This window comes from Vibrio sp. Isolate34, from assembly GCF_022397915.1.
Classification (GTDB): domain Bacteria; phylum Pseudomonadota; class Gammaproteobacteria; order Enterobacterales; family Vibrionaceae; genus Vibrio.
Map to the genome: position 1 here is coordinate 90,198 of NZ_JAKEUO010000001.1, position 18,682 is coordinate 108,879.

An 18,682-nucleotide genomic window follows, 5' to 3' on the forward strand; every position below is an offset into this window, starting at 1 on the left:
TTTTCATATCATTCCTTGGTATTACTTTATGAGTACGCACCTAAATATGTTACTCTGTGCGCAGTTAATTTGGTTCAAAAGTGTGGTCTATGAGCTCTCCAAAACACTCCACGGCGTCAAAGCCAACCGTCACCTCTAAAGATGTCGCTAAACTTGCTGGCGTTTCTCAATCAACTGTATCTCGTGTATTTGTCCCGGGCAGTTCAGTGTCTGAAAAGACCAAGCAGAAAGTGTTCGATGCAGCAAAATCGTTGAATTATCGTCCCAATGCCTTTGCCCGCAGTCTGACGACAAATGAGTCCAAATTGATTGGCTTAGTTTTCCCAGATGCCGACTACCCTATCCACATGAAAACTCTGCAGCTTATCTCTACTGAGCTACAAAAGCAGGGTTACTCTGCGGTATTGATTCCTTGGCAAGTTGATGGGAACGACAACCACTCGATTCCCAATATCTTCCAATACCGAGTTGATGGCGTAATTGCTGCTTCCGCGACCTTTAATAAGTCGCTTTATGAAGAGTGTGAAGAGTTCGACATCCCTATCGTTCAGTTCGCGCGTGTTGTTGAAGGGACGAAGAGTAGCCATGTGGTGAGTGACAACTACGCCGCTGGCCAAGTCGCCGCTCAGCATTTACATAACGTAGGAACAAAGTCAGCGGTTTACCTGACAGGTAACGTACCAACCTACACCAACGGCGAGCGTGAATCGGGCTTTTGCTCTGAATTCGAAGATCTCACTGGCAAGCAAGCTCGTGTTATTGAAGCTGACTATGACTACCTTGATGCACTAGATACCATTCGGACTCTGTTTTCAGAACCCACACATCCTCAAGCGATTTTCTGTGCGACAGATAACCTCGCGATGGCGGTAATGGATGTGGCGCGCTTAGAGTTCAACCTGCGTATTCCAGAAGATCTTCAAGTGATTGGTTTTGATGATATCCCGCAGACTCAATGGTTGAACTACCAACTCACTACCTTCAAGCAAGATTTCAGACGCCTTGCACGTGAATCAGTGAAAATTGTCGTTAGCCAGATTCAAGAGCAAGACACCAGCTTAGTTAAACTGATGGTGCCAGTGAAGTTCATTGAACGAAACACGACGCTAAAATAGAACCAACGTTAAGACGCATTCAAATAAAAATCCCGCTCAGTGTGAGCGGGATTTTTTATGATATTTAACTAGTTACCTACACCACCGGTCTTCTCTGCCGGAGAATCAGGCGTCACTGGAGGCCACTCTTGAAAAGTTGCTAGATGTTGTTGGACAGCAGCTTGTGCAGGACCAAATGCCCACATTTTTTGTCCCATCCATTTTAGGTACATGCCCGACTCTTCTGCCGCTCGCTCGTATGGGTCACGACGTAAGTTAAACAGTAATGGTGCGTTTAGCGCTTCTTTAGGACCACTCCAACCGTGATTTTGCACGATGAAGTGCGCCTTCCAATCACCAACACGAACCGCTTGCAGCTGATCTCGTTCGTAGTAGTAGATCTCTTTACGATTTGACTCGCCTTTCTCTGTCAACATGTCCACTTGGTTGTAACCATCAAGGTGCGCTTTAAAGCCATCGTGACCTTTCAGCATTTTCTCTTTAAGATCCGTTGGACCACCAGCCGCAGCAACCAGAGTGGGTAACCAGTCCATACCATCAAAGATGCCATTGCCTACAGTACCTGCAGGAATTTTACCCGGCCAGCTCACAAGTGCAGGAGCGCGAACGCCGCCTTCCCAAGTTGTGCCTTTTTCGCCATGGAATGGTGTCATACCGCCATCTGGCCAAGTCATGATCTCTGGGCCGTTATCGGCAGTGAAAATGATGATGGTGTTGTCTGCAATGCCGAGCTCTTCCATTTTGGCAAGCATCTCACCAACGTGATCATCGAGATCTTTCATCACCACTTCTTGCAATCCCCACCCATTCTGGCCAAGCATAGCTTCATACTCTTACTCTTACTCTTACTCTCAAAATTTAGCTCTTTAGAGAAAACATAGTCTACAATCAGGGATATACAAGTTGCATATAAGCAAAGTAAATCAAAGATCTAATCATTCATTAAGGCGCAGTTTCACATCGAATATAGGGATATCAATATGGCTAAATGGCATTACCTAATCGCACCAATGTTAGTTGTCAGTTCAACCGTTACTGCCCAAGAGGTAAGCTCAGAAACGAGCACAAAAAAATGGCAGCACAGCATTGAGATCTATGCTCAAGCTCTGAATATTCGAGGCGATACAACTATTGGTGGCCTATCTAGCGATGTGGATGTTGATCCTGCTTTCATCATGGATAATCTGGATATGGGCGCCATGCTTCGTCTTGAGGGGATTTACGAAAATCAGTGGGGATATTACCTTGACTACAGCTTTATGGATCTCAGTGCTAAGTCTGATTCGATCATCGGCAACACCGGACTTCTCAACGGCAAGCTTGAGATCAGACAAGGGGTACTAGAAGTAAAAGGCTTCAAGCGCTACCAATATGATATCGGTAATATCGACTACATGGTTGGATTACGTTGGTGGGACAACGATATTGATTCCAAACTCTATACAAACAGTGGGACGACGCTGAATTCAAGATCTTTGGAAGAAGATTGGATTGATTACCTGATAGGCGTTCGTTGGACGAAAGAACTCAACAAAAGTTGGACAGTACACACAAGCTTAGATATGGGGCTTGGCAGTGATACCGACTTTACCTCGTCGCTACTAACTGGTGCTCGCTATCAGATTAATGATTGGTCGGACTTAAATCTCGCTTATAAATCGACTTGGGTGGACTACGAAAACAAAGGGGCTTTTGAATATGACACGGCATCACAAGGTTTCTTAGTCGGTTGGGCTGCGCACTTCTAGTCAAACAATAAAAAGGTAAGCCTGATAGCGTCAGGCTTACCTTACAAAATCATCCTTTCTGCGCTCCTGCCATTTTTAAATAGCGAATAAGCAAAACAGAGAATAACTAATCAAGAATCTAGCTGTTTACAGAGCTTGGAACCACGCACTCTTGCTTCATGATTTTAAGGCCAACTTCGAGGGTTTCTGTCCATGCTTGTTCGACTTGATCATTGTAGTGAGGATCGTATTTCTTGACCGTATTGAGCAATGATTTAAACCACTCATTAAGCTCTTGCTCAGAGATATCCATTCCTAAATCTTTGTGCTGCTTTCCGAGTCGCTTCACGGAATTGCGCACACTGGGCAACCCAGCTGAATTATAAATGAGGATGATGGAAGCCTTGAGCATCTTAGTTTGTTGCTCCAGCCCTATATTTTCAAAACGCTCTGAAAACCTAGGATTATGCTCACAGAAATCAGCCAAGAATGTTTCTAGGAATTCTTGGTCGATTCTGCAACGCTCAAAGCTCTCATAAAACAGTTCGTTTGGTGTCATCTAGCCAATCCTTTGCAATGGTTTGTTCGCCCTGAACAACCGAGATGACTTAATTATACGCCACTGTGGCATAAAATGAACTATGCCTTAAACCGAACTGAGGCATAACGTGAACTGAGGAGTAAGGATAACTAAGGCATAAAGTGAGTTGCACAGATCTTGTTTCCATCAGGATCTCGCAAGTAAGCCATGTAAAGTCGACGCTCGTCAGAACCTCTCGCACCCGGGCCGTTTTCAATACTCGTTCCGCCATTTTCTACGCCAACTCGGTGCCATTCGTCCACCAGCTCAGGAGAAGAGGCTAGGAAGCCGATCGTCATACCATTGCCGTGCGTTGCTGGCTGGCCATCAATCGGTTTGGTTAAACCTAATACACCGGTTTGGCTCACGTAAATGCAGCGGCCTTTAGGGTCAACAGTACCTGCGCTGTAACCAAGCACCTTCATGATTGGGTCATAGAAAGACTTCGCGCGTTCAATATCTTCGGTTCCAAGAAAAACATGGCTGAACATAACTAACCTCTTCTTATAGTGAAAGAACATCCTAAACTAGACCCTTAATTCCAATTTGTCTAGACGAGATATCCCTACCATCACTGCTCTATTCATTGATAACACACATAGAATTGAGTTCGATGTTCAGACGAAATTGAAGCTAATCAACAATACGTTGAGCGCCCTGCCCTTGGTCATGCAGGATATCTTCAGGGTTTAATAGATGGCACTTTTGCATGCTCAAACAGCCGCAACCAATACACCCTGTTAGGTTCTCTTGTAGCGAGCGGATCTGTGCCATTTTGCTGTCGAGTTGTCCTTTCCACTTCTTCGCCACTCGATCCCAATCACGCTTGGTTGCGGTGTGGTTCATCGGCAAACTAGACAACTCTTCGGTGATCTCTTCAAGCGTAAACCCTATTGACTGGGCGACTTGAATCAAGGCGATTCGACGCAGCATCGCAGATTGATAACGGCGCTGATTACCATTAGTCCGAATAGAGGCAATTAACCCTTTGGTCTCGTAAAAACGCAGCGCAGAAGGTGCAACACCGCTGCGCTCCGAGAGTTGACCAATCGTTAAATACACGATGTTTTTCATGTCTGTTTACTTCCCTGAATGTATTGCTGATAGATTAGAATCCGTTTTCGATTATAGCTAAAGTTAGCCTTAAGTTTAGTTCTATTGATTACATTGCGTTCATACCACGAAAAACATCTCTATCTTTAGCAAAAACAGCCGCCAATAATGGCTGATTTGGCTTAGTTTGAAATATAAATCTTATATTCAGATCTTTTTCATGATCATCTTAAGATTGTCGATCATGTCTAGGTTGGTCATCTCACCAATCTCCATATCGAAGTTATCGTAAAAGCTAGGAACAGACATTGAACCTTTAACATCGGCATCGAAGTAAGGCGCAGAACTAACCGCAGAAGATAACACCGAAGTCGCACCGCCCGGGCCCGGAGAGGTAGCCAGCATAACCACAGGTTTGCCTTGGTACACTTTCATATCGATGCGCGATGCCCAATCAAATACGTTTTTAAAAGCCGCGGTGTATGAACCATTGTATTCAGCAAAAGAGATGACGACCGCGTCTGACTCTCCAATCTTCTCGAAGAAGCGTTGAGCGTGTTGATGAACGCCCGAGTCTTGCTCTCTTTTCTCGCTGTAAATTGGCATCTCAAAGTCATTAAGGTCGAGCACCTCGACTTGTGCACCTTCGACTAAACCTGCGGTGTACGCTGCAAGCTGTTGGTTAATTGATGTTGTACTGTTGGTCGCGCCAATCGCTAATACTTTCATTATTTATCCTCAAATTTTATTAGAAACATTTCTTTAAAAGTGACAAGGTGATTGTTTATGTTTTTAGATTGGGGAGGATGATAAAACCTAAAGTTAACTTTAGATAAAGCGATATTTTTTAAAAAATAGAAAATAATTTAAAAGCGTATATAAAGCAGATAATTACGATGGATGAAGTATGGCGTTGTATGACACTGGCAAAAATAAGCACACCCACAAATGCAGTGGGTGTGCTTTATCGAAAGGTTATTTACTTAAGTTTATTTAATGAACTGATACCCGAATAAGTTACGCCCGATAACTCTGCCATCTCGCGATTCCATGTTGCCAAATCATGAGGGTTAAATTGATTCAAATGATCATGCCCACACGCCCTCGCCATCACTTGCATTAATTCTGTCGAGGCCTCGAAAAAGTTCTTAAGCTGATTCGATGCTTTCTCGACATTTAAGCGTTGGCGTAAATCGGCCTTTTGAGTCGCTATACCCGCCGGGCAATTATTGGTGTTACACATTCTCGCTGCCACACACCCTATCGACTGCATGGCACTGTTTGAGATGGCGACACCATCAGCACCAAGCGCCATCGCTTTCACGAAGTCTATCGGCACGCGCAAACCGCCAGTGATGATCAATGTGACTCTGTCACTGACCCCTTGTTTATCGAGATAAGCTCTGGCACGTGCGAGTGCTGGAATAGTGGGAACACTGATATGGTCACGGAACATTTCTGGCGCAGCCCCTGTACCGCCACCACGCCCATCCAAAATGATGTAATCGGCACTGGCATCAAGCGCAAACTGAATGTCTTCTTCGATGTGATTGGCACTTAACTTAAAGCCGATCGGGATGCCGCCTGTCACCTCTCGAACACGATCGGCGAACTTTTTAAAATCCTCGACCGTTTTAAGGTCGACAAAGGTGGGTGGAGAAATCGCTGCCGTACCCGCTTCAATGCCACGCACTTCCGCGATTTTGCCTATGTTCTTCGCGCCCGGTAAGTGCCCGCCCGTTCCGGTTTTGGCACCCTGCCCGCCTTTAAAGTGAAAGGCTTGAACGTTTTTGAGTTTAGCTTCATCGTAACCAAACTGAGCACTGGCTAATTCATAAAAGTAGCGAGAGTTCGCCGCTTGCTCTTCAGGTAACATACCACCCTCACCAGAGCAGATGCCCGTCCCTGCGAGTTCGGCACCTTTCGCCAATGAGACTTTCGCTTCTTCAGACAGCGAGCCAAAACTCATATCAGACACAAACAAAGAGATGTCCAATTTAAGCGGCTTCTTCGCTTTGGGGCCAATAATCAGTTCCGTACCAACGGGCACATTTTCTAGCAAAGGCTTGGTGGCCATTTGTGCGACCATCACTTGAATGTCGTCCCAGTGAGGTAATAGGTGTCTTGGCACGCCCATAGAGGTCATTGGCCCATGATGACCGACCTTGGATAAACCATCACGCGCCAGTTGGTGAATAAACTCCACGGTAGGCTCTTCTTTGGTTGCAGAAGCTGCAGGAGACAAATCTGGCGCTGCCGCTTGAATGTGAACCTCTGGGCCTTCTTGCCCAACTTGTTCCGTCGTGAACTGTTTATGAGTGCCATCGCAAAAAGGAAGGTTGTTGGAATACTTACAGCGGCAAAGGTAGGCGTCTCCGCTCTCTTCGGCGACAAAGCTTTTCGGTTTGAAACCCGTACCGGCATGAGAACCATCACAAAACGGTTGGCTTTTCGATTTCCCACAGGTACAGAAGTAATATTCGTCTCCCTCTGTCAGCTCGACTTTGACGGGTTTGTTATCCGCGATTACCGGACTCTTCATAGTTCGTTCACCTTTTCTTTTTTATGATTTGATGACTGAAGCGATGACTTGCTCACAAGAGTAAAGTAAAGGTGAGATACGCTGCTAATTCAATAAATGACCTATTAGATAAGGTTAGTGAACCAACTCAATAGAAAGAAAAATGGCCGCCCAATAGGCAGCCATTATGTGTGATAGCTTAGTAGAAACTTATGTATGTGGGATTAATCAAACAGCTCAATGACCAGTTTGTTATCTCGGATTACCAGATTAGGTTCTGATGACTTGATCAACAACTCTTGAACCTTATTGCTGTCGAGTTTGTAGACTGGAGATTGAGACAAAGCAAAGCCGATCATCGACACGGCGGGTTTGAGTAATTTCTCTATTTCAGGAGAAAGCTGCTTTCCCTTCTCCTCAAAGCGCTCTAGTCGCAATGACTTTAAGTACACTTCACCACTTTCCTTGTCATATTCAGGAATCGCGCTGAATTCTAAATCTAGGTCCAACCCCATATTCGGCATATTGAAGACTTGAACTTTTGCATTGGTGTTCGCTAGCACTGACACTCGCTGTTCATCTGATCGGCCAATTTTTACTTGTAGATCATCGACCGCGACTTGCGCATACATCACGCTTTGTACACCTACCTCTTGTTCAAGCATGACTGAATCAGCAAGATATTCTGTCATCTCTTGCTCAGTCACGCTGTAGCTGACACAACCACCTAGAACTAGTGCAGACGCTGCTAAAATGAACTTTTTTGCTACGTTAATTATCATCAATATCAGCTCTTTATCGTTAGTGATTAGCGCGGAGTTTACTGTGTGATCATCAATAAATAAAACAGTAAAAACACGATATCCGTGAATACCTTTAATTAATAAGCACAAATATCAGTAAGTAAAGCACCTGATTGCCCTTCCTGCTTAAGACAACGCCATTTGTTAGTTCAAATACGTCAAATTTGTGTAGTCGAATTAATTAAACTCTTCTAAGCTTATGGGATATTTAGGGGGCTTACTGTAGGTTTCATCATGGAGTCGAAACATGAAGAGTGAGCACAATGCCATCAAAGAGAGTATCACCTGAACCTAAAATTCGTTCTGTGGTTCTGCTATGTAACTCAACATGCCTGCACCATAATCAGTGGGCGGGAGAACTGCGCCTCCATAACTGGAAAGCTCAAATTGCAGAAACGACTGAACAAGCCATTCACTTGCTCAATTCCCGCAGCAACAGCTGCGCACCAATTGTCGTTTCCTGTCTAACATCATCCTCGGTCGACAAGCAATGTGAGCAAATATCAACGTTGAAGGCACGCTTTCCAAGTTTAAAAGCAATCGCTATCTTCAACCAACCACCAAGCCGAAACTTATCGCTCATTAAGCAAACCTATTGGGATTATTACCATCTACCAATTGATATAGAGTGGCTTTGTCGAAATTTAGGGCATGCGTATGGCATGGTAGACACCAAACAGAACAAGCCTAAGCCTGCTTCGTGCCATAAATATCAATTGGTGGGGAAATCCAACACCATCCAACAACTTAAAAAGAAAATAACTAAGATCGCTAACAACGATTTTCCAGTACTGATTCAAGGGGAAACAGGAACAGGAAAAAGCCTATGTGCGCGTTTAATACATGAAGCCTCAGCTCGCAGCCAGAAACCTTTTATCGCAGTAAATTGTGGCGCAATTCCACAGTCACTGATTCACTCCGAGTTATTTGGTTTTGAAAAAGGCTCATTCACAGGAGCAAACAAACGCTACGTCGGACACGTGGAAAGAGCGAATGGTGGCACACTATTTTTGGATGAGATCGGCGACCTTGAACTGTCGCTGCAAACTTACCTACTCCACTTTCTAGAAAATAGTTCGATAGAACGACTCGGCAGTAATAACCAATTGCCCGTAGATTGCCGTGTAATTTTCGCCACCAACGTCAATATCGAACAAGCCGTTGCTGCGGGTAAATTTCGAAAGGATCTCTTTCATCGGATTAATGTACTTCCATTGGACCTAGTACCACTCAATGATCACAAGGAAGACATTGAAGATTTGGTTCGCTTTGAACTGAAGCACAGTTACGCGTCCAAAATCAAACTGCCTAGTGACACCCTTGAGCAAATGAAACAGTACCATTGGCCGGGCAATGTCAGAGAGTTATTCAACTGCATAAAAAGGGCGATTGTTCTTTCTAATTCAAACGTGCTCTCTACTCGTCATATGGGGATCCAATTGAAAGATGCGTCGCCCGATACAGAGACTGACACACGACTTTCCTCAAAAAATATTCGTCGAGTGATTCAGCAACACCACTACAATATTTCCCAATCTGCTAAAGCGTTGTCTATTTCTCGGACAACCTTGTATAAGCTAATTAAAAAACACCAAATAGTAATTTAAGTCGTCTAGTTAATTAATTACCTAACAAAAAAGCAACCTAACGAACTAGGCTGCTTTAGAGATTAATTGAGTACAATTAATGAAAGTACTTATGGCTCAGATACAGGAATTGGACAAACATCACAGGTTGCAATGTTCGATGTTTCCATAAATGCTTCTTGCAAGAACAGCGAGTCAAACGTTGCTGTCACCTGATTCGATAGCATTCCGTCTACTCCAGTTGGTAACACATTTGGCGCATAAGTTTTGCTTACTTGTGTACACACTTGACCAATCGCATCACCAAAGTTCGGTATCCACTCCCCTCCACCGGTTTTACAAGCAAACAACTCAGGGTCGGCACTTAATACGCTACATATATTACCAGCACCACATGTGGTCACATCCTCAAGATCATCACAAGGTAAAGCGAAGTCGAGGTAATAACTGCTGTTGACGACTTCGGTAGGTAAGTCAGAACGGCTCAAAGAGTCATCCTTAGAATCCACCAGCGATTCAATGGCCAATGGGATATCACCGGTATTACATATTTCAACATCATAGGTTTTCTTAAGCACAACTTGACCACTATCAACCTCTAAGAAGCTATTACATACCTTAGAAATCTCAACCATCGGGCTCAAGTCTATTGGTGGACAATTGTAAGCCACAGGAGCTTGAGCATTCACGATGAGCCCATCAAGATCCACTGAACCATCGATCACACCGACGGCACCATTATTTACTGACAAGTAATTACCCATGAATGAGAATGACTCACCGACGCTCCACACTTCATCACCGTTCCCCACCACAGGAAGCGCACCTAAGATTGGTGACTCAGATAAAAAGGCCACTTCATAATCACCATTGGTGCCTAGCGAGCCAGGTCCTGTATTGGTGACCGTCACGGTATAATCGATGTTAAACATGCCATCAACCGTAAAGCTGGTGGTGTTACAAGTCGCTGCTATATTGATGCTACATAAACTGAATGAACCGACAACGAAGTCAGCCAAAGATGCATCAATCGAACGTGAAGCTCGTGACTCTACTAAGAAGCTACTGAAACAAGGAATGTCGCTGATACCAAACTCATCGTTCAACAACGCAGATAAATTCAGGCGTCCTTCCACAAAGCTCTCTGTCGGAATAGACGTTGTTTCCCCCGTTTTCGCGAGATAGTCCCAACCTTGCACATTCGGTAGCGGTATTGCTCCAATAGAGTCATCATTTGAAATCGCACATATTTTCTCGACACCAACAGCACCACTGCCACATCTTGCACCCACGAAATCATTCGATTTAGGGTCTCCAGCCGTTTGGAACAGTCTGGTCATGTTGTCGGTGACATCACCATTATTTAAATCCCACTGCAACACTTCTATATACGGATTACCACCACTCGCTTGTGGAAATGAAATCAGCACGAGGATGTCTCCATTGACATGCTGCCCAACAAAGTCGCCTTTGGTTTTCCCATCCGGCAACCCAACCTGGTCTTGTAAGAACCAGAAGCCAATGTACATATCACCATTGTTCGCATATCGGTCTGCACCAAAGTAAATCAACAAGTCACCTTCGCTTTCAAAGGCAGCGGCATACGCATTAGTAAAGTCATCTTTGGGTTGTGGTGACGCCGTACGGAACGCCCAATCCGTAATGTCGGAATCATCTTTTGATCCACCCTTCCAAAAGATTTGGTCGATACCGTTACGATCTTTTTGGAAAAATTCCGCAATCCCAACCATGCTGTTGGGATCATTTACGTCGTCCCAATCGATAGCACTATTATCACTGCTAGCATTACCATCAAGTTCCATCACATCAACAGTAGCCCACACCAACTGAGGGCTACTAAACAACAAAAGCACACTAAGTAAATAATTTATAACCTTCATGTTCTCTCTCCATTTATCCATACTTATGCTTTTCAGGATGTTCTGCCTGCCCAAATTGGAGAAATCCTTTAGCAATTCGTAGGTTCGATAGAGCATATTCCAAGCCAACTTCAACTAATTGATTTGGTTGATGTTTATATATTGAAGGCACACCTTTATTGAACATTTTGTTATCATTTGTCCATAAAGTCGAGATTTGACCCAATAATCAAGGACTTGAAAGTGTGAACAAAGTGTCTAAGTCAGACATATTTAGAGCTTTGATACGAGGAGAGTGATCTTTAAAAGGTACAATAGCGTAGCCACTTTAAGCTTATCGAATAACAAGCGTTTGAAGGGTGCCGACTTAGCGGGCAACTGAAGGTTCTTCTAACTAAGCAACAGGCGAAAAAAACAATGACACAACTGACGATATTTTATGATGGAACCTGCCCACTTTGTGCAAAAGAGATGGCAGCACTGACTAAGTCTGATTCCAAAGATCAGATCCAGACCGTCGATATCTATAGTGAAGCATTTTCAAACTACCCGCAGATAGATGCCGAGGCAGCCAATACAATTTTGCATGCATTGGACGAAAACGGAAAGCTGCTGCTCGGTTTAGACGTGACTTATCAAGCGTGGAAGCTAGTAGGAAAGGGTTGGCTGTATGCCCCGTTACGTTGGGCGATTTTTAAGCCAATGGCAGATTGGTGTTATCTACGGTTTGCCAAAAATCGATATAAGATTTCGTTTTGGCTAACCGGAAAATCACGTTGCAACGGTAACAGCTGCACAAAATAGTGTTGAGTTAAGACATGCCGCTGGCGACTTTATAGTAAACGATGCCAAACAGAGCTGCGAACACCAATACCGTAACGGCCACTTTCAACCAAATAAATTTCATGCTTTGTCCTTATAATTCTATTTACTGTTTCACGCGACAAGTTATCACAACAAAACATAAGGTTGTGTAGTGATTGATAGAACTTTGTAGTAAACCCTGATTCCCAGAGAGAACCTTTATGTCGGCAAAAGAGAGAAACCTTCCCACTCATCGACTTTCTAGATTTAGTAAGTTCGCCTCGTTGGCGACAAGAGTCGCGGGTAACGTGCTAACGGAAGGCACCAAACAGATTGCACAGGGCAACAGGCCCAAAGCAAAAGACTTACTGTTAACGCCACAAAACATTGCTCGCCTGACCGATCAACTCGCACACCTACGTGGCGCTGCAATGAAACTGGGGCAGATGCTTTCAATGGATGCGGGGGATATTTTAGAACCAGAGTTAGCCGACATTCTTTCTCGTCTGCGCTCAGACGCCGACCCTCTGCCAACCAAGCAGCTCAATCAAGTGTTAGAAAGCTCGCTCGGAAGCCAATGGAAAACCGAATTCCTTTCCTTCAACTTTAAACCGATTGCCAGTGCCTCCATCGGCCAGGTTCACCAAGCCTACAGTGATGCGGGGGACAAACTCGCCGTCAAAGTCCAATACCCAGGCATTCGAAAAAGCATCGACAGTGATGTAGATAACGTAGGCACACTGCTCAATATTGTTGGCTTGATACCAAAGTCGGTCGACTACAAAGGCTTGTTAGAAGAGGCAAAGAAACAGCTCCACGATGAAGCAGACTATGCTCGCGAGGCTGACTACGCGACTCGTTATCACGATGCACTAAAAGAGCACTCTCACTTCGTGGTACCTAAGATTCATCAGCAAGTCTCTTCAGAATCGGTGCTCGCCATGGACTTCATCGAAGGCGTCTCGATAGAACAAATAGAAAGTTACGATCAAAGCACCCGTGACTTTGTGATGCACAGCTTGCTTGAACTTCTGTTCAGAGAATTGTTCGATTTTAAGATGGTGCAAACCGACCCCAATTTCGCCAACTACCTCTACGTTGAAAACACCCGACAAATTGGCTTATTAGATTTCGGAGCAACCCGTGAATACAGCGACCGCTTCAGCGAGGGTTATCGCTTAGCCTTTTCGTCAGTAATTAATAACAATGAGCAAGGGCTCAACCAAGCGTTAGAGCAAATTGGATTCTTTAGCGAGACAATCCTCCCCGATCAACGCCAAGCGATTCTAAACCTCGTAAAAATGGCCTGTGAGCCGATGTTGGTTGACGAAGAGTACGACTTCAAAGCCAGTGGTTTAGCACAGAGACTTCGTGAAGCAGGCACTATATTGAGTATGGAGCAAGAGTATTGGCACACTCCGCCCGCCGATGCGCTGTTCCTGCACCGAAAAATTGGTGGTATGTATCTATTAGCAGCTCGCCTTGGTGCGAAAGTGAATATCAGACGTTTGGTCGCTCCATATCTCATAGCAGATGAGCAAAAGCACAACTAAAAGCGATATGGAAAACGACAGTAAATAATACGCAAAGTGATCATTTCAACGTGCTCAAGAGTAATGACCATTACGCCAACTAAAATGAGCCAAACCTATGAAATGTTCACTACTTTGCTCAACCGTATTGATTACCAGCCTAACAAGCTCTATCGCTTTTGCAGCGAGTTGCCCCGAGATACTTAATGGCAAACAACGCTTGTTAAACTCAACCGAAGAAATCGCCTTGTGTGATGAATTTCAAGGCAAGACTCTGTTAGTGGTTAATACGGCAAGCCAGTGCGGCTTCACTCCGCAATTTGAGCAGCTCGAGCAACTTCATCAAACCTACAAAGACCAAGGCTTCACGGTTATCGGCTTTCCAAGTAATGATTTTCGCCAAGACAAAGGGAGCGAAGAGAAATCAGCTAAAGTCTGTTACCTCGACTATGGTGTGACCTTTCCTATGATGGCTCGAGCTTCACTGTCTGGTAGCAACGCCAACCCTGTATTTGCAGAGATACAACAACAAGCAGGCGTAACGCCCAAGTGGAACTTCTACAAATTCTTGATCAGTAAAGAAGGCAAAGTGGTCGCCACCTTCCCTAGTTCAACATCACCAGTGAGTGCCACACTCAAAAACGCGATTGAGCAGCAGTTATGAGGGCGGACTATATGACGACAACTCAAACCCGTAACACCATGGCGAAACTGGGGTATATGGGGTTAATCCCTTTTCTATTTGGCCTACTGCTGTCTCTGACCGACAGCCAATTCATCGGAATAAGTGGGGAAACGCTCTTCATCACGTACAGCGTGGTTATCTTGAGTTTTCTTTCAGGAATCTTATGGGGAAATGGCATCGAAAATTTCGAAAGCCAATCAAGCAATAAAGCGCTGATTCTCAGCAACGTGATTGTGTTAGTCGCATGGTTGGCGGTGTTGCTTGGGGAGCAAAAAGAGTTTCTCACTACCCTGATTCTCATCATTGGCTACATTGCGGTTTGGCGAACAGAAAGAGCTATGAGAGAAGAGAACCAAAGTGAAGGCCCTGATGGATACTTTGATATGAGAACTCGGCTCACCTCTAGCGTGGTACTAATGCACGGTATCGTGATGCTGACCTAGCTCTGTGAAGCTTTATTTGAAGTGTGAGACTTTAACTTAGTTGGGGGCCTTTGATTAAAACCGTTAGCAAAAATCTAGATGATTAGCTGCATCACCAACCTTGGCTCATCATCACCAAAGTAGTTTTCTTCTTGTTTAATCATAGTGAATCCCATCGATGCATAAAGCGCACAAGCCGACGCGTTATTTGGGTCCACAGTAAGTAGTAGCTTAGATTCTTGAGGAATCTGAGCTATTGCATGCTGCATCAATTTTCGGCCAATCCCCATCCCACGATAATTCAGATTCACTGCCAATGATAAGACCCAAAACTCATACGGCTTATCTGTGGTTGTCATCAAAGCATAGCCCGCCAACTTCGATTCTTGTTTAGCAACTAATAAGCCTTTACCCCAGCAATCAAACGCCTGACGAAAGAAAAACTGCGGATACGCATGGTCGCCAAACAAAGCATGTTCAAGCTGGTAGATATCAGCCAGATCTTGTTTTTCAGCACAGACAATGTTCATAGAGAGACCTTTATAGATATGACTACAACCGCCCTACCACTACAGTCTGCCTTCAACTGAAGACAACCAAGTAGGTATTTGCTCTCTATACCACAGGATGTATTTCGAAGCTTGGGGGTTGTTACGCGCGACTAATATATTCGTGACTTCGATTACGATCCAGCTTTTCGCGATGATCAATTGCCTTATTAAATCTTCTCGGGAAATCAAATTGTTATGATGTAGGTAATGGTCAACAATAAACTCATAATCAGACAAGGTTCCCATGCGAGAAACGAGCGGCGCTAAATCGATAGCTGGGCTGCCATAGCCAAAACGCTCCCAATCAAATAACACCAGCTGACCGTTATCTCTTCTTCCCCAATTTCCCTCGTTCGCATCCCCCGAGACCAAGGTTTTATGGTCGAACAAAGCACCACTCAATCGCTGAATGCGCAGTAAGCTATCTTGAGTAACTTGAGGTAATTTGAGAGACGCTAATGCTGTCTCCGTTTCTTTTAAGTGCCAGCAATGCTCTTTGACCGCAAAACTAGGCAGATATTGAGACTTATGAATACGAGATAGCTGCGGATACACCTCAAGGGTGGCTTGAAGTTCATTTAATGTCAAAGAGTGTGGAATGTACTCGATAAAGAGGTCGTTTCCTTGTACAGCCAACAATTTAGGGCTGTGTACACCAGACAACTGTTGCGCAGCATGTTGATAAAAGGAAATCTCAACCTCACCCGCTCCTTGCTTACGAATACAAGGTTCACCGTTAAGTTGTTCTATAGATACTCGAGCAGAACCCATTTGCGATAGATCTCTGGTACTCATGAACCTCTTCTCCAGCTTTCATGTATACAAAGGCAATCTAGAACCAAAAACTACTGTCGACTAACCAACAGATTCGCGCCAGATAGAGCAAGAAAAACCGAGCACGCTTTGTTGAAACGTTTTGCCATTTGCGGCTTGGAGAACCAGTTTCTTAGGTATAAGCCAAAAGCCGCGTAGATCGATATCGCGAGCATTTCTAACACTAAGAAGGTGCTTCCTAGGATAAAGAACTGCGTGTTTACATTCGCGGTGACATCTACGAATTGAGGTAGGAATGCAGTGAAGATAAGTATCGCTTTTGGGTTGCCAGCCGCCAGTGCGAATTCTTGTTTAACAAGACCAAACCAGTTCTTATTGCGCTCAATGTCCGCGACAGGGCTGGCTTGTGAACGCCACAGGTTGAACGCTATCCACAGCAAGTACATCGCGCCAAAAAGTTTGATAAGGAAGAACAAGGTTTCAGAAGTATAAAGAACGACAGCCAAGCCAGAAGCCGCCAAGGCGATCATGCCAGAAAATGCTGTGATTCGCCCTAATCCCGCAACCAAGGCCGCTTGAAATCCATAACAACGGGCGTTGTTCATTGATAACAAATTGTTGGGGCCCGGTGTCATATTGAGCGCAAAACAAGCCGGGATAAACAGCAGTAACTTCCAGATTTCCATTGGTGCTTCCTAATTGCCAAATGCCGCGATTATAAAATCCTTAAACAAGGTCTTATCGTTTATAGCAGCATTTCATATCTTTTGTAACTGCATAAAAAAGAAGCACCAAATCTATACAGTCACTTTTCAATCAGTTCTCAAAAAACTGTTCGTACTCAGGTGTCGATAAATTTTCAGCTACGCCAATTTCACCGACGAAATAGATAGCACTCGCAATTGTGTCTATGGTTGGGTTTGATTCTCGCTCTGGAAAATCGCCAACGACGGGAACAGATTTTGGCGCAGACACCGAACTGCAAACAAGGCTGTTACATACCCTGTCTTGATGTTCTAAGGAGATAACTTCGGGCACTTCGAACAGCTGCCCCTGTATGTCGTGGCTAGACAATTCAGAAGAAGCGTACGATAAGGTTGAGAATAGAGCTGAGAGCACAATCCACTTATTCATGTATCTTTCCATTGATGGCATTCATTGAATTTATAAATACTATCGAATCTTACACATTATGAACAGTGTTTTATTTCAATTTGCGTGAGACTGCTTTCCCAGCATGAACTTATCGAGCAAAGCTTGCGGGACAACGATCACCGAGTATTTCACAAAGGCCACCAGCGTGATGAGACCAACAGCCGTTCCAAGGATAAAGTCATGGACATCAACCAACACCAATCCCAGAAGTTGGTCACTCGCTATCGCCACGAGTGCGATGCTGACTGCGGTTACCCACTTGCTGTGTTCATAAGGTAATTGTTCCATCGCTTGGCTTACAACATACAGAAGCATGAGTCGCACAACATAAGTTGCACAAAGAACCGCGACAACACCCCACACGCCATAAATAGGCGTCACTGTGAAATAACCAATGGCCGCTAAGACCGCACATCCACCTTGAATCCACATTTGAGATTGGCTTGAGTCACCGCTAAAACAACCTAGATTCAAATAATCTCCTGCATTTTTGATAACGCTAATCGCAAGCAGCGCGACAACAATGGTCCCCGCGTAGTGATAACTGCTCGGTAAAATGAGAGAAATAAACCCGGGTACCGTTAGAATCATCAACGAACCTAAAACAATAGCGAGGTTCACTCCGACTAACGCCCTATCGGCGCACATCTTGCTGCCACCCGGCTGTTGAAGCATAGCGACACGGTTTGGAAACCACCAAAGCGCGTAAGGCTGTAACAACAAACCAAGAATCAACGCGAACTTACCGCTAACCGCATAAATCGCGAGTTCTTCGACACCGACGAAGCTTGCCATCACCCAGCGGTCGAGCCCCATGGTCATATACATTGATGCCCCGCCAACCAGAACGGGCAGTCCGAATTTTAAGATCTTCGCTGAGTATTTGAAGCAACCAAAAGCTCCCATCTCTTGCCATTGATAACGCACTAAGCAAACCATCAGCAACACACTGGATACCGCAGCTGAAATCAACACGCCATCAATACCATATCCGGCCTCTAGCAGAACAAAAGTCATGATGGCTTGAACACCGGCTTTCAACACATTGAGCATGCAAAAACGTTTCGCCATCGCGTTCATTCGCATCAGTGTGAGCGGGATAGAAATCGCCCCATCGAGCATGGTAGGAATAAGCAGAAGCAGTATCTGGTAAGCCTGGAATTCAACAGGCAACATTAAGATTAACAACGGCATACTGAGAGCAATCAAGGCGCCCCCAAGCACGCAAACCAACACACTCAATGTGAAGCAGTTCGAGACGAGCTTTCGCTTTTCATCACCTTCGGCGACACCCACATAACGATACATGGCATCGACAATACCGAAGCTGAACAATATCGTCCCAATGTCTGCCAGCAAGACGATGGCTTCTAAGGAACCATACTCTGCCAACGTCATATTGTGCGTAATGTACGGGATCATCACCAATGAGATCCCTTTCATCATCAATATGCCGATGGCGTAATAAGCCGACTGCTTTAATGAACCCATAGT

Annotated in this window: 19 protein-coding genes and 1 pseudogene; 7 read left to right on the forward strand and 13 right to left on the reverse strand. The window is 44.7% G+C overall.

Annotated elements, in window-relative coordinates; translation table 11 throughout:
• Positions 1 to 89: 89 nt before the first annotated feature.
• The gene (locus L1D22_RS00405) at positions 90 to 1,115 is read left to right on the forward strand and encodes a LacI family DNA-binding transcriptional regulator (RefSeq protein WP_239828333.1); all 1,026 of its coding nucleotides are present in this window, start codon (positions 90 to 92) and stop codon (positions 1,113 to 1,115) included.
• Positions 1,116 to 1,183: 68 nt separating this feature from the next.
• Here the strand turns inward: L1D22_RS00405 and L1D22_RS00410 are convergent.
• Positions 1,184 to 1,948 (reverse strand): annotated as a pseudogene (locus L1D22_RS00410) (sulfatase-like hydrolase/transferase); the annotation flags it as partial.
• 147 nt (positions 1,949 to 2,095) lie between these two features.
• On the opposite strand from L1D22_RS00410, the gene L1D22_RS00415 reads away from it, so the two are divergent.
• Complete coding sequence (locus L1D22_RS00415) at positions 2,096 to 2,863, forward strand: hypothetical protein (protein WP_239828334.1); 768 nt, start codon at positions 2,096 to 2,098, stop codon at positions 2,861 to 2,863.
• A gap of 118 nt (positions 2,864 to 2,981) precedes the next feature.
• Here L1D22_RS00415 and L1D22_RS00420 read toward each other — a convergent pair whose 3' ends face one another.
• The 6 genes from L1D22_RS00420 to L1D22_RS00445 all read right to left on the reverse strand — a co-directional run bounded on the left by L1D22_RS00420 (position 2,982) and on the right by L1D22_RS00445 (position 7,778).
• Entirely contained in the window at positions 2,982 to 3,401 is a 420-nt protein-coding gene (locus L1D22_RS00420) for a globin (RefSeq protein WP_239828335.1), read from the reverse strand.
• Between the two features lie 131 nt (positions 3,402 to 3,532).
• Positions 3,533 to 3,913 carry a VOC family protein gene (locus L1D22_RS00425; RefSeq protein WP_239828336.1) on the reverse strand — a complete coding sequence of 127 codons (381 nt, stop codon included), beginning with the start codon at positions 3,911 to 3,913 and terminating at the stop codon, positions 3,533 to 3,535.
• A 142-nt stretch (positions 3,914 to 4,055) separates the two neighbouring features.
• A complete protein-coding gene (gene soxR, locus L1D22_RS00430) occupies positions 4,056 to 4,496 on the reverse strand; it encodes a redox-sensitive transcriptional activator SoxR (protein ID WP_239828337.1) in 441 nt (146 codons plus the stop codon).
• 186 nt (positions 4,497 to 4,682) lie between these two features.
• Positions 4,683 to 5,204: an NAD(P)H-dependent oxidoreductase gene (locus L1D22_RS00435; protein WP_239828338.1), complete on the reverse strand. Its 522-nt coding sequence runs from the start codon at positions 5,202 to 5,204 to the stop codon at positions 4,683 to 4,685.
• A gap of 250 nt (positions 5,205 to 5,454) precedes the next feature.
• The gene (locus tag L1D22_RS00440) at positions 5,455 to 7,017 is read right to left on the reverse strand and encodes a glutamate synthase-related protein (protein WP_239828339.1); all 1,563 of its coding nucleotides are present in this window, start codon (positions 7,015 to 7,017) and stop codon (positions 5,455 to 5,457) included.
• Between the two features lie 203 nt (positions 7,018 to 7,220).
• Entirely contained in the window at positions 7,221 to 7,778 is a 558-nt protein-coding gene (locus tag L1D22_RS00445; RefSeq protein ID WP_239828340.1) for a DUF1439 domain-containing protein, read from the reverse strand.
• 284 nt (positions 7,779 to 8,062) lie between these two features.
• Between L1D22_RS00445 and L1D22_RS00450 the strand changes: the two genes are divergently transcribed.
• Positions 8,063 to 9,406 carry a sigma-54 dependent transcriptional regulator gene (locus L1D22_RS00450; protein ID WP_239828341.1) on the forward strand — a complete coding sequence of 448 codons (1,344 nt, stop codon included), beginning with the start codon at positions 8,063 to 8,065 and terminating at the stop codon, positions 9,404 to 9,406.
• Positions 9,407 to 9,495: 89 nt separating this feature from the next.
• Here the strand turns inward: L1D22_RS00450 and L1D22_RS00455 are convergent, their stop codons facing one another.
• Positions 9,496 to 11,286, reverse strand: a complete 1,791-nt coding sequence (locus tag L1D22_RS00455) for a hypothetical protein (RefSeq protein ID WP_239828342.1) — start codon at positions 11,284 to 11,286, stop codon at positions 9,496 to 9,498.
• A 396-nt stretch (positions 11,287 to 11,682) separates the two neighbouring features.
• Between L1D22_RS00455 and L1D22_RS00460 the strand changes: the two genes are divergently transcribed.
• The 4 genes from L1D22_RS00460 to L1D22_RS00475 all read left to right on the forward strand — a co-directional run bounded on the left by L1D22_RS00460 (position 11,683) and on the right by L1D22_RS00475 (position 14,729).
• The gene (locus L1D22_RS00460) at positions 11,683 to 12,069 is read left to right on the forward strand and encodes a DUF393 domain-containing protein (protein ID WP_239828343.1); all 387 of its coding nucleotides are present in this window, start codon (positions 11,683 to 11,685) and stop codon (positions 12,067 to 12,069) included.
• A 221-nt stretch (positions 12,070 to 12,290) separates the two neighbouring features.
• Positions 12,291 to 13,622, forward strand: coding sequence for an AarF/ABC1/UbiB kinase family protein (locus L1D22_RS00465; RefSeq protein WP_239828344.1), 1,332 nt, complete (start codon positions 12,291 to 12,293; stop codon positions 13,620 to 13,622).
• A 97-nt stretch (positions 13,623 to 13,719) separates the two neighbouring features.
• A complete protein-coding gene (locus L1D22_RS00470; RefSeq protein ID WP_239828345.1) occupies positions 13,720 to 14,265 on the forward strand; it encodes a glutathione peroxidase in 546 nt (181 codons plus the stop codon).
• On the forward strand, positions 14,262 to 14,729 hold the full coding sequence (locus tag L1D22_RS00475) for a DUF3429 domain-containing protein (RefSeq protein ID WP_239828346.1): 468 nt from the start codon (positions 14,262 to 14,264) through the stop codon (positions 14,727 to 14,729). Before L1D22_RS00470 ends, L1D22_RS00475 begins: the two co-directional genes overlap by 4 nt.
• Positions 14,730 to 14,803: 74 nt before the next feature.
• On the opposite strand, the gene L1D22_RS00480 is transcribed toward L1D22_RS00475, so the two are convergent.
• The 5 genes from L1D22_RS00480 to L1D22_RS00500 form a co-directional block, all read right to left on the reverse strand.
• Entirely contained in the window at positions 14,804 to 15,238 is a 435-nt protein-coding gene (locus tag L1D22_RS00480) for an N-acetyltransferase (RefSeq protein ID WP_239828347.1), read from the reverse strand.
• Positions 15,239 to 15,277: 39 nt separating this feature from the next.
• Positions 15,278 to 16,054 carry a phosphotransferase gene (locus L1D22_RS00485; RefSeq protein ID WP_239828348.1) on the reverse strand — a complete coding sequence of 259 codons (777 nt, stop codon included), beginning with the start codon at positions 16,052 to 16,054 and terminating at the stop codon, positions 15,278 to 15,280.
• Between the two features lie 50 nt (positions 16,055 to 16,104).
• Complete coding sequence (locus tag L1D22_RS00490) at positions 16,105 to 16,719, reverse strand: LysE family translocator (RefSeq protein WP_239828349.1); 615 nt, start codon at positions 16,717 to 16,719, stop codon at positions 16,105 to 16,107.
• A 130-nt stretch (positions 16,720 to 16,849) separates the two neighbouring features.
• The gene (locus L1D22_RS00495; RefSeq protein WP_239828350.1) at positions 16,850 to 17,167 is read right to left on the reverse strand and encodes a hypothetical protein; all 318 of its coding nucleotides are present in this window, start codon (positions 17,165 to 17,167) and stop codon (positions 16,850 to 16,852) included.
• A gap of 75 nt (positions 17,168 to 17,242) precedes the next feature.
• Complete coding sequence (locus tag L1D22_RS00500) at positions 17,243 to 18,679, reverse strand: oligosaccharide flippase family protein (protein WP_239828351.1); 1,437 nt, start codon at positions 18,677 to 18,679, stop codon at positions 17,243 to 17,245.
• Positions 18,680 to 18,682: the final 3 nt, after the last annotated feature.

What these genes read in the sequence shown, in the direction of transcription:
- L1D22_RS00495 (WP_239828350.1), bottom strand. Translation starts at nt 17,167, where the DNA reads ATGAATAAGTGGATTGTGCTCTCAGCTCTATTCTCAACCTTATCGTAC.
- L1D22_RS00475 (WP_239828346.1), top strand. Translation starts at nt 14,262, where the DNA reads ATGAGGGCGGACTATATGACGACAACTCAAACCCGTAACACCATGGCG.
- L1D22_RS00450 (WP_239828341.1), top strand. Translation starts at nt 8,063, where the DNA reads ATGCCATCAAAGAGAGTATCACCTGAACCTAAAATTCGTTCTGTGGTT.
- L1D22_RS00435 (WP_239828338.1), bottom strand. Translation starts at nt 5,204, where the DNA reads ATGAAAGTATTAGCGATTGGCGCGACCAACAGTACAACATCAATTAAC.
- L1D22_RS00465 (WP_239828344.1), top strand. Translation starts at nt 12,291, where the DNA reads ATGTCGGCAAAAGAGAGAAACCTTCCCACTCATCGACTTTCTAGATTT.
- L1D22_RS00420 (WP_239828335.1), bottom strand. Translation starts at nt 3,401, where the DNA reads ATGACACCAAACGAACTGTTTTATGAGAGCTTTGAGCGTTGCAGAATC.
- L1D22_RS00480 (WP_239828347.1), bottom strand. Translation starts at nt 15,238, where the DNA reads ATGAACATTGTCTGTGCTGAAAAACAAGATCTGGCTGATATCTACCAG.
- L1D22_RS00425 (WP_239828336.1), bottom strand. Translation starts at nt 3,913, where the DNA reads ATGTTCAGCCATGTTTTTCTTGGAACCGAAGATATTGAACGCGCGAAG.
- L1D22_RS00490 (WP_239828349.1), bottom strand. Translation starts at nt 16,719, where the DNA reads ATGGAAATCTGGAAGTTACTGCTGTTTATCCCGGCTTGTTTTGCGCTC.
- L1D22_RS00445 (WP_239828340.1), bottom strand. Translation starts at nt 7,778, where the DNA reads ATGATAATTAACGTAGCAAAAAAGTTCATTTTAGCAGCGTCTGCACTA.
- L1D22_RS00440 (WP_239828339.1), bottom strand. Translation starts at nt 7,017, where the DNA reads ATGAAGAGTCCGGTAATCGCGGATAACAAACCCGTCAAAGTCGAGCTG.
- L1D22_RS00485 (WP_239828348.1), bottom strand. Translation starts at nt 16,054, where the DNA reads ATGAGTACCAGAGATCTATCGCAAATGGGTTCTGCTCGAGTATCTATA.
- L1D22_RS00455 (WP_239828342.1), bottom strand. Translation starts at nt 11,286, where the DNA reads ATGAAGGTTATAAATTATTTACTTAGTGTGCTTTTGTTGTTTAGTAGC.
- L1D22_RS00415 (WP_239828334.1), top strand. Translation starts at nt 2,096, where the DNA reads ATGGCTAAATGGCATTACCTAATCGCACCAATGTTAGTTGTCAGTTCA.
- L1D22_RS00500 (WP_239828351.1), bottom strand. Translation starts at nt 18,679, where the DNA reads ATGGGTTCATTAAAGCAGTCGGCTTATTACGCCATCGGCATATTGATG.
- L1D22_RS00470 (WP_239828345.1), top strand. Translation starts at nt 13,720, where the DNA reads ATGAAATGTTCACTACTTTGCTCAACCGTATTGATTACCAGCCTAACA.
- soxR (WP_239828337.1), bottom strand. Translation starts at nt 4,496, where the DNA reads ATGAAAAACATCGTGTATTTAACGATTGGTCAACTCTCGGAGCGCAGC.
- L1D22_RS00460 (WP_239828343.1), top strand. Translation starts at nt 11,683, where the DNA reads ATGACACAACTGACGATATTTTATGATGGAACCTGCCCACTTTGTGCA.
- L1D22_RS00405 (WP_239828333.1), top strand. Translation starts at nt 90, where the DNA reads ATGAGCTCTCCAAAACACTCCACGGCGTCAAAGCCAACCGTCACCTCT.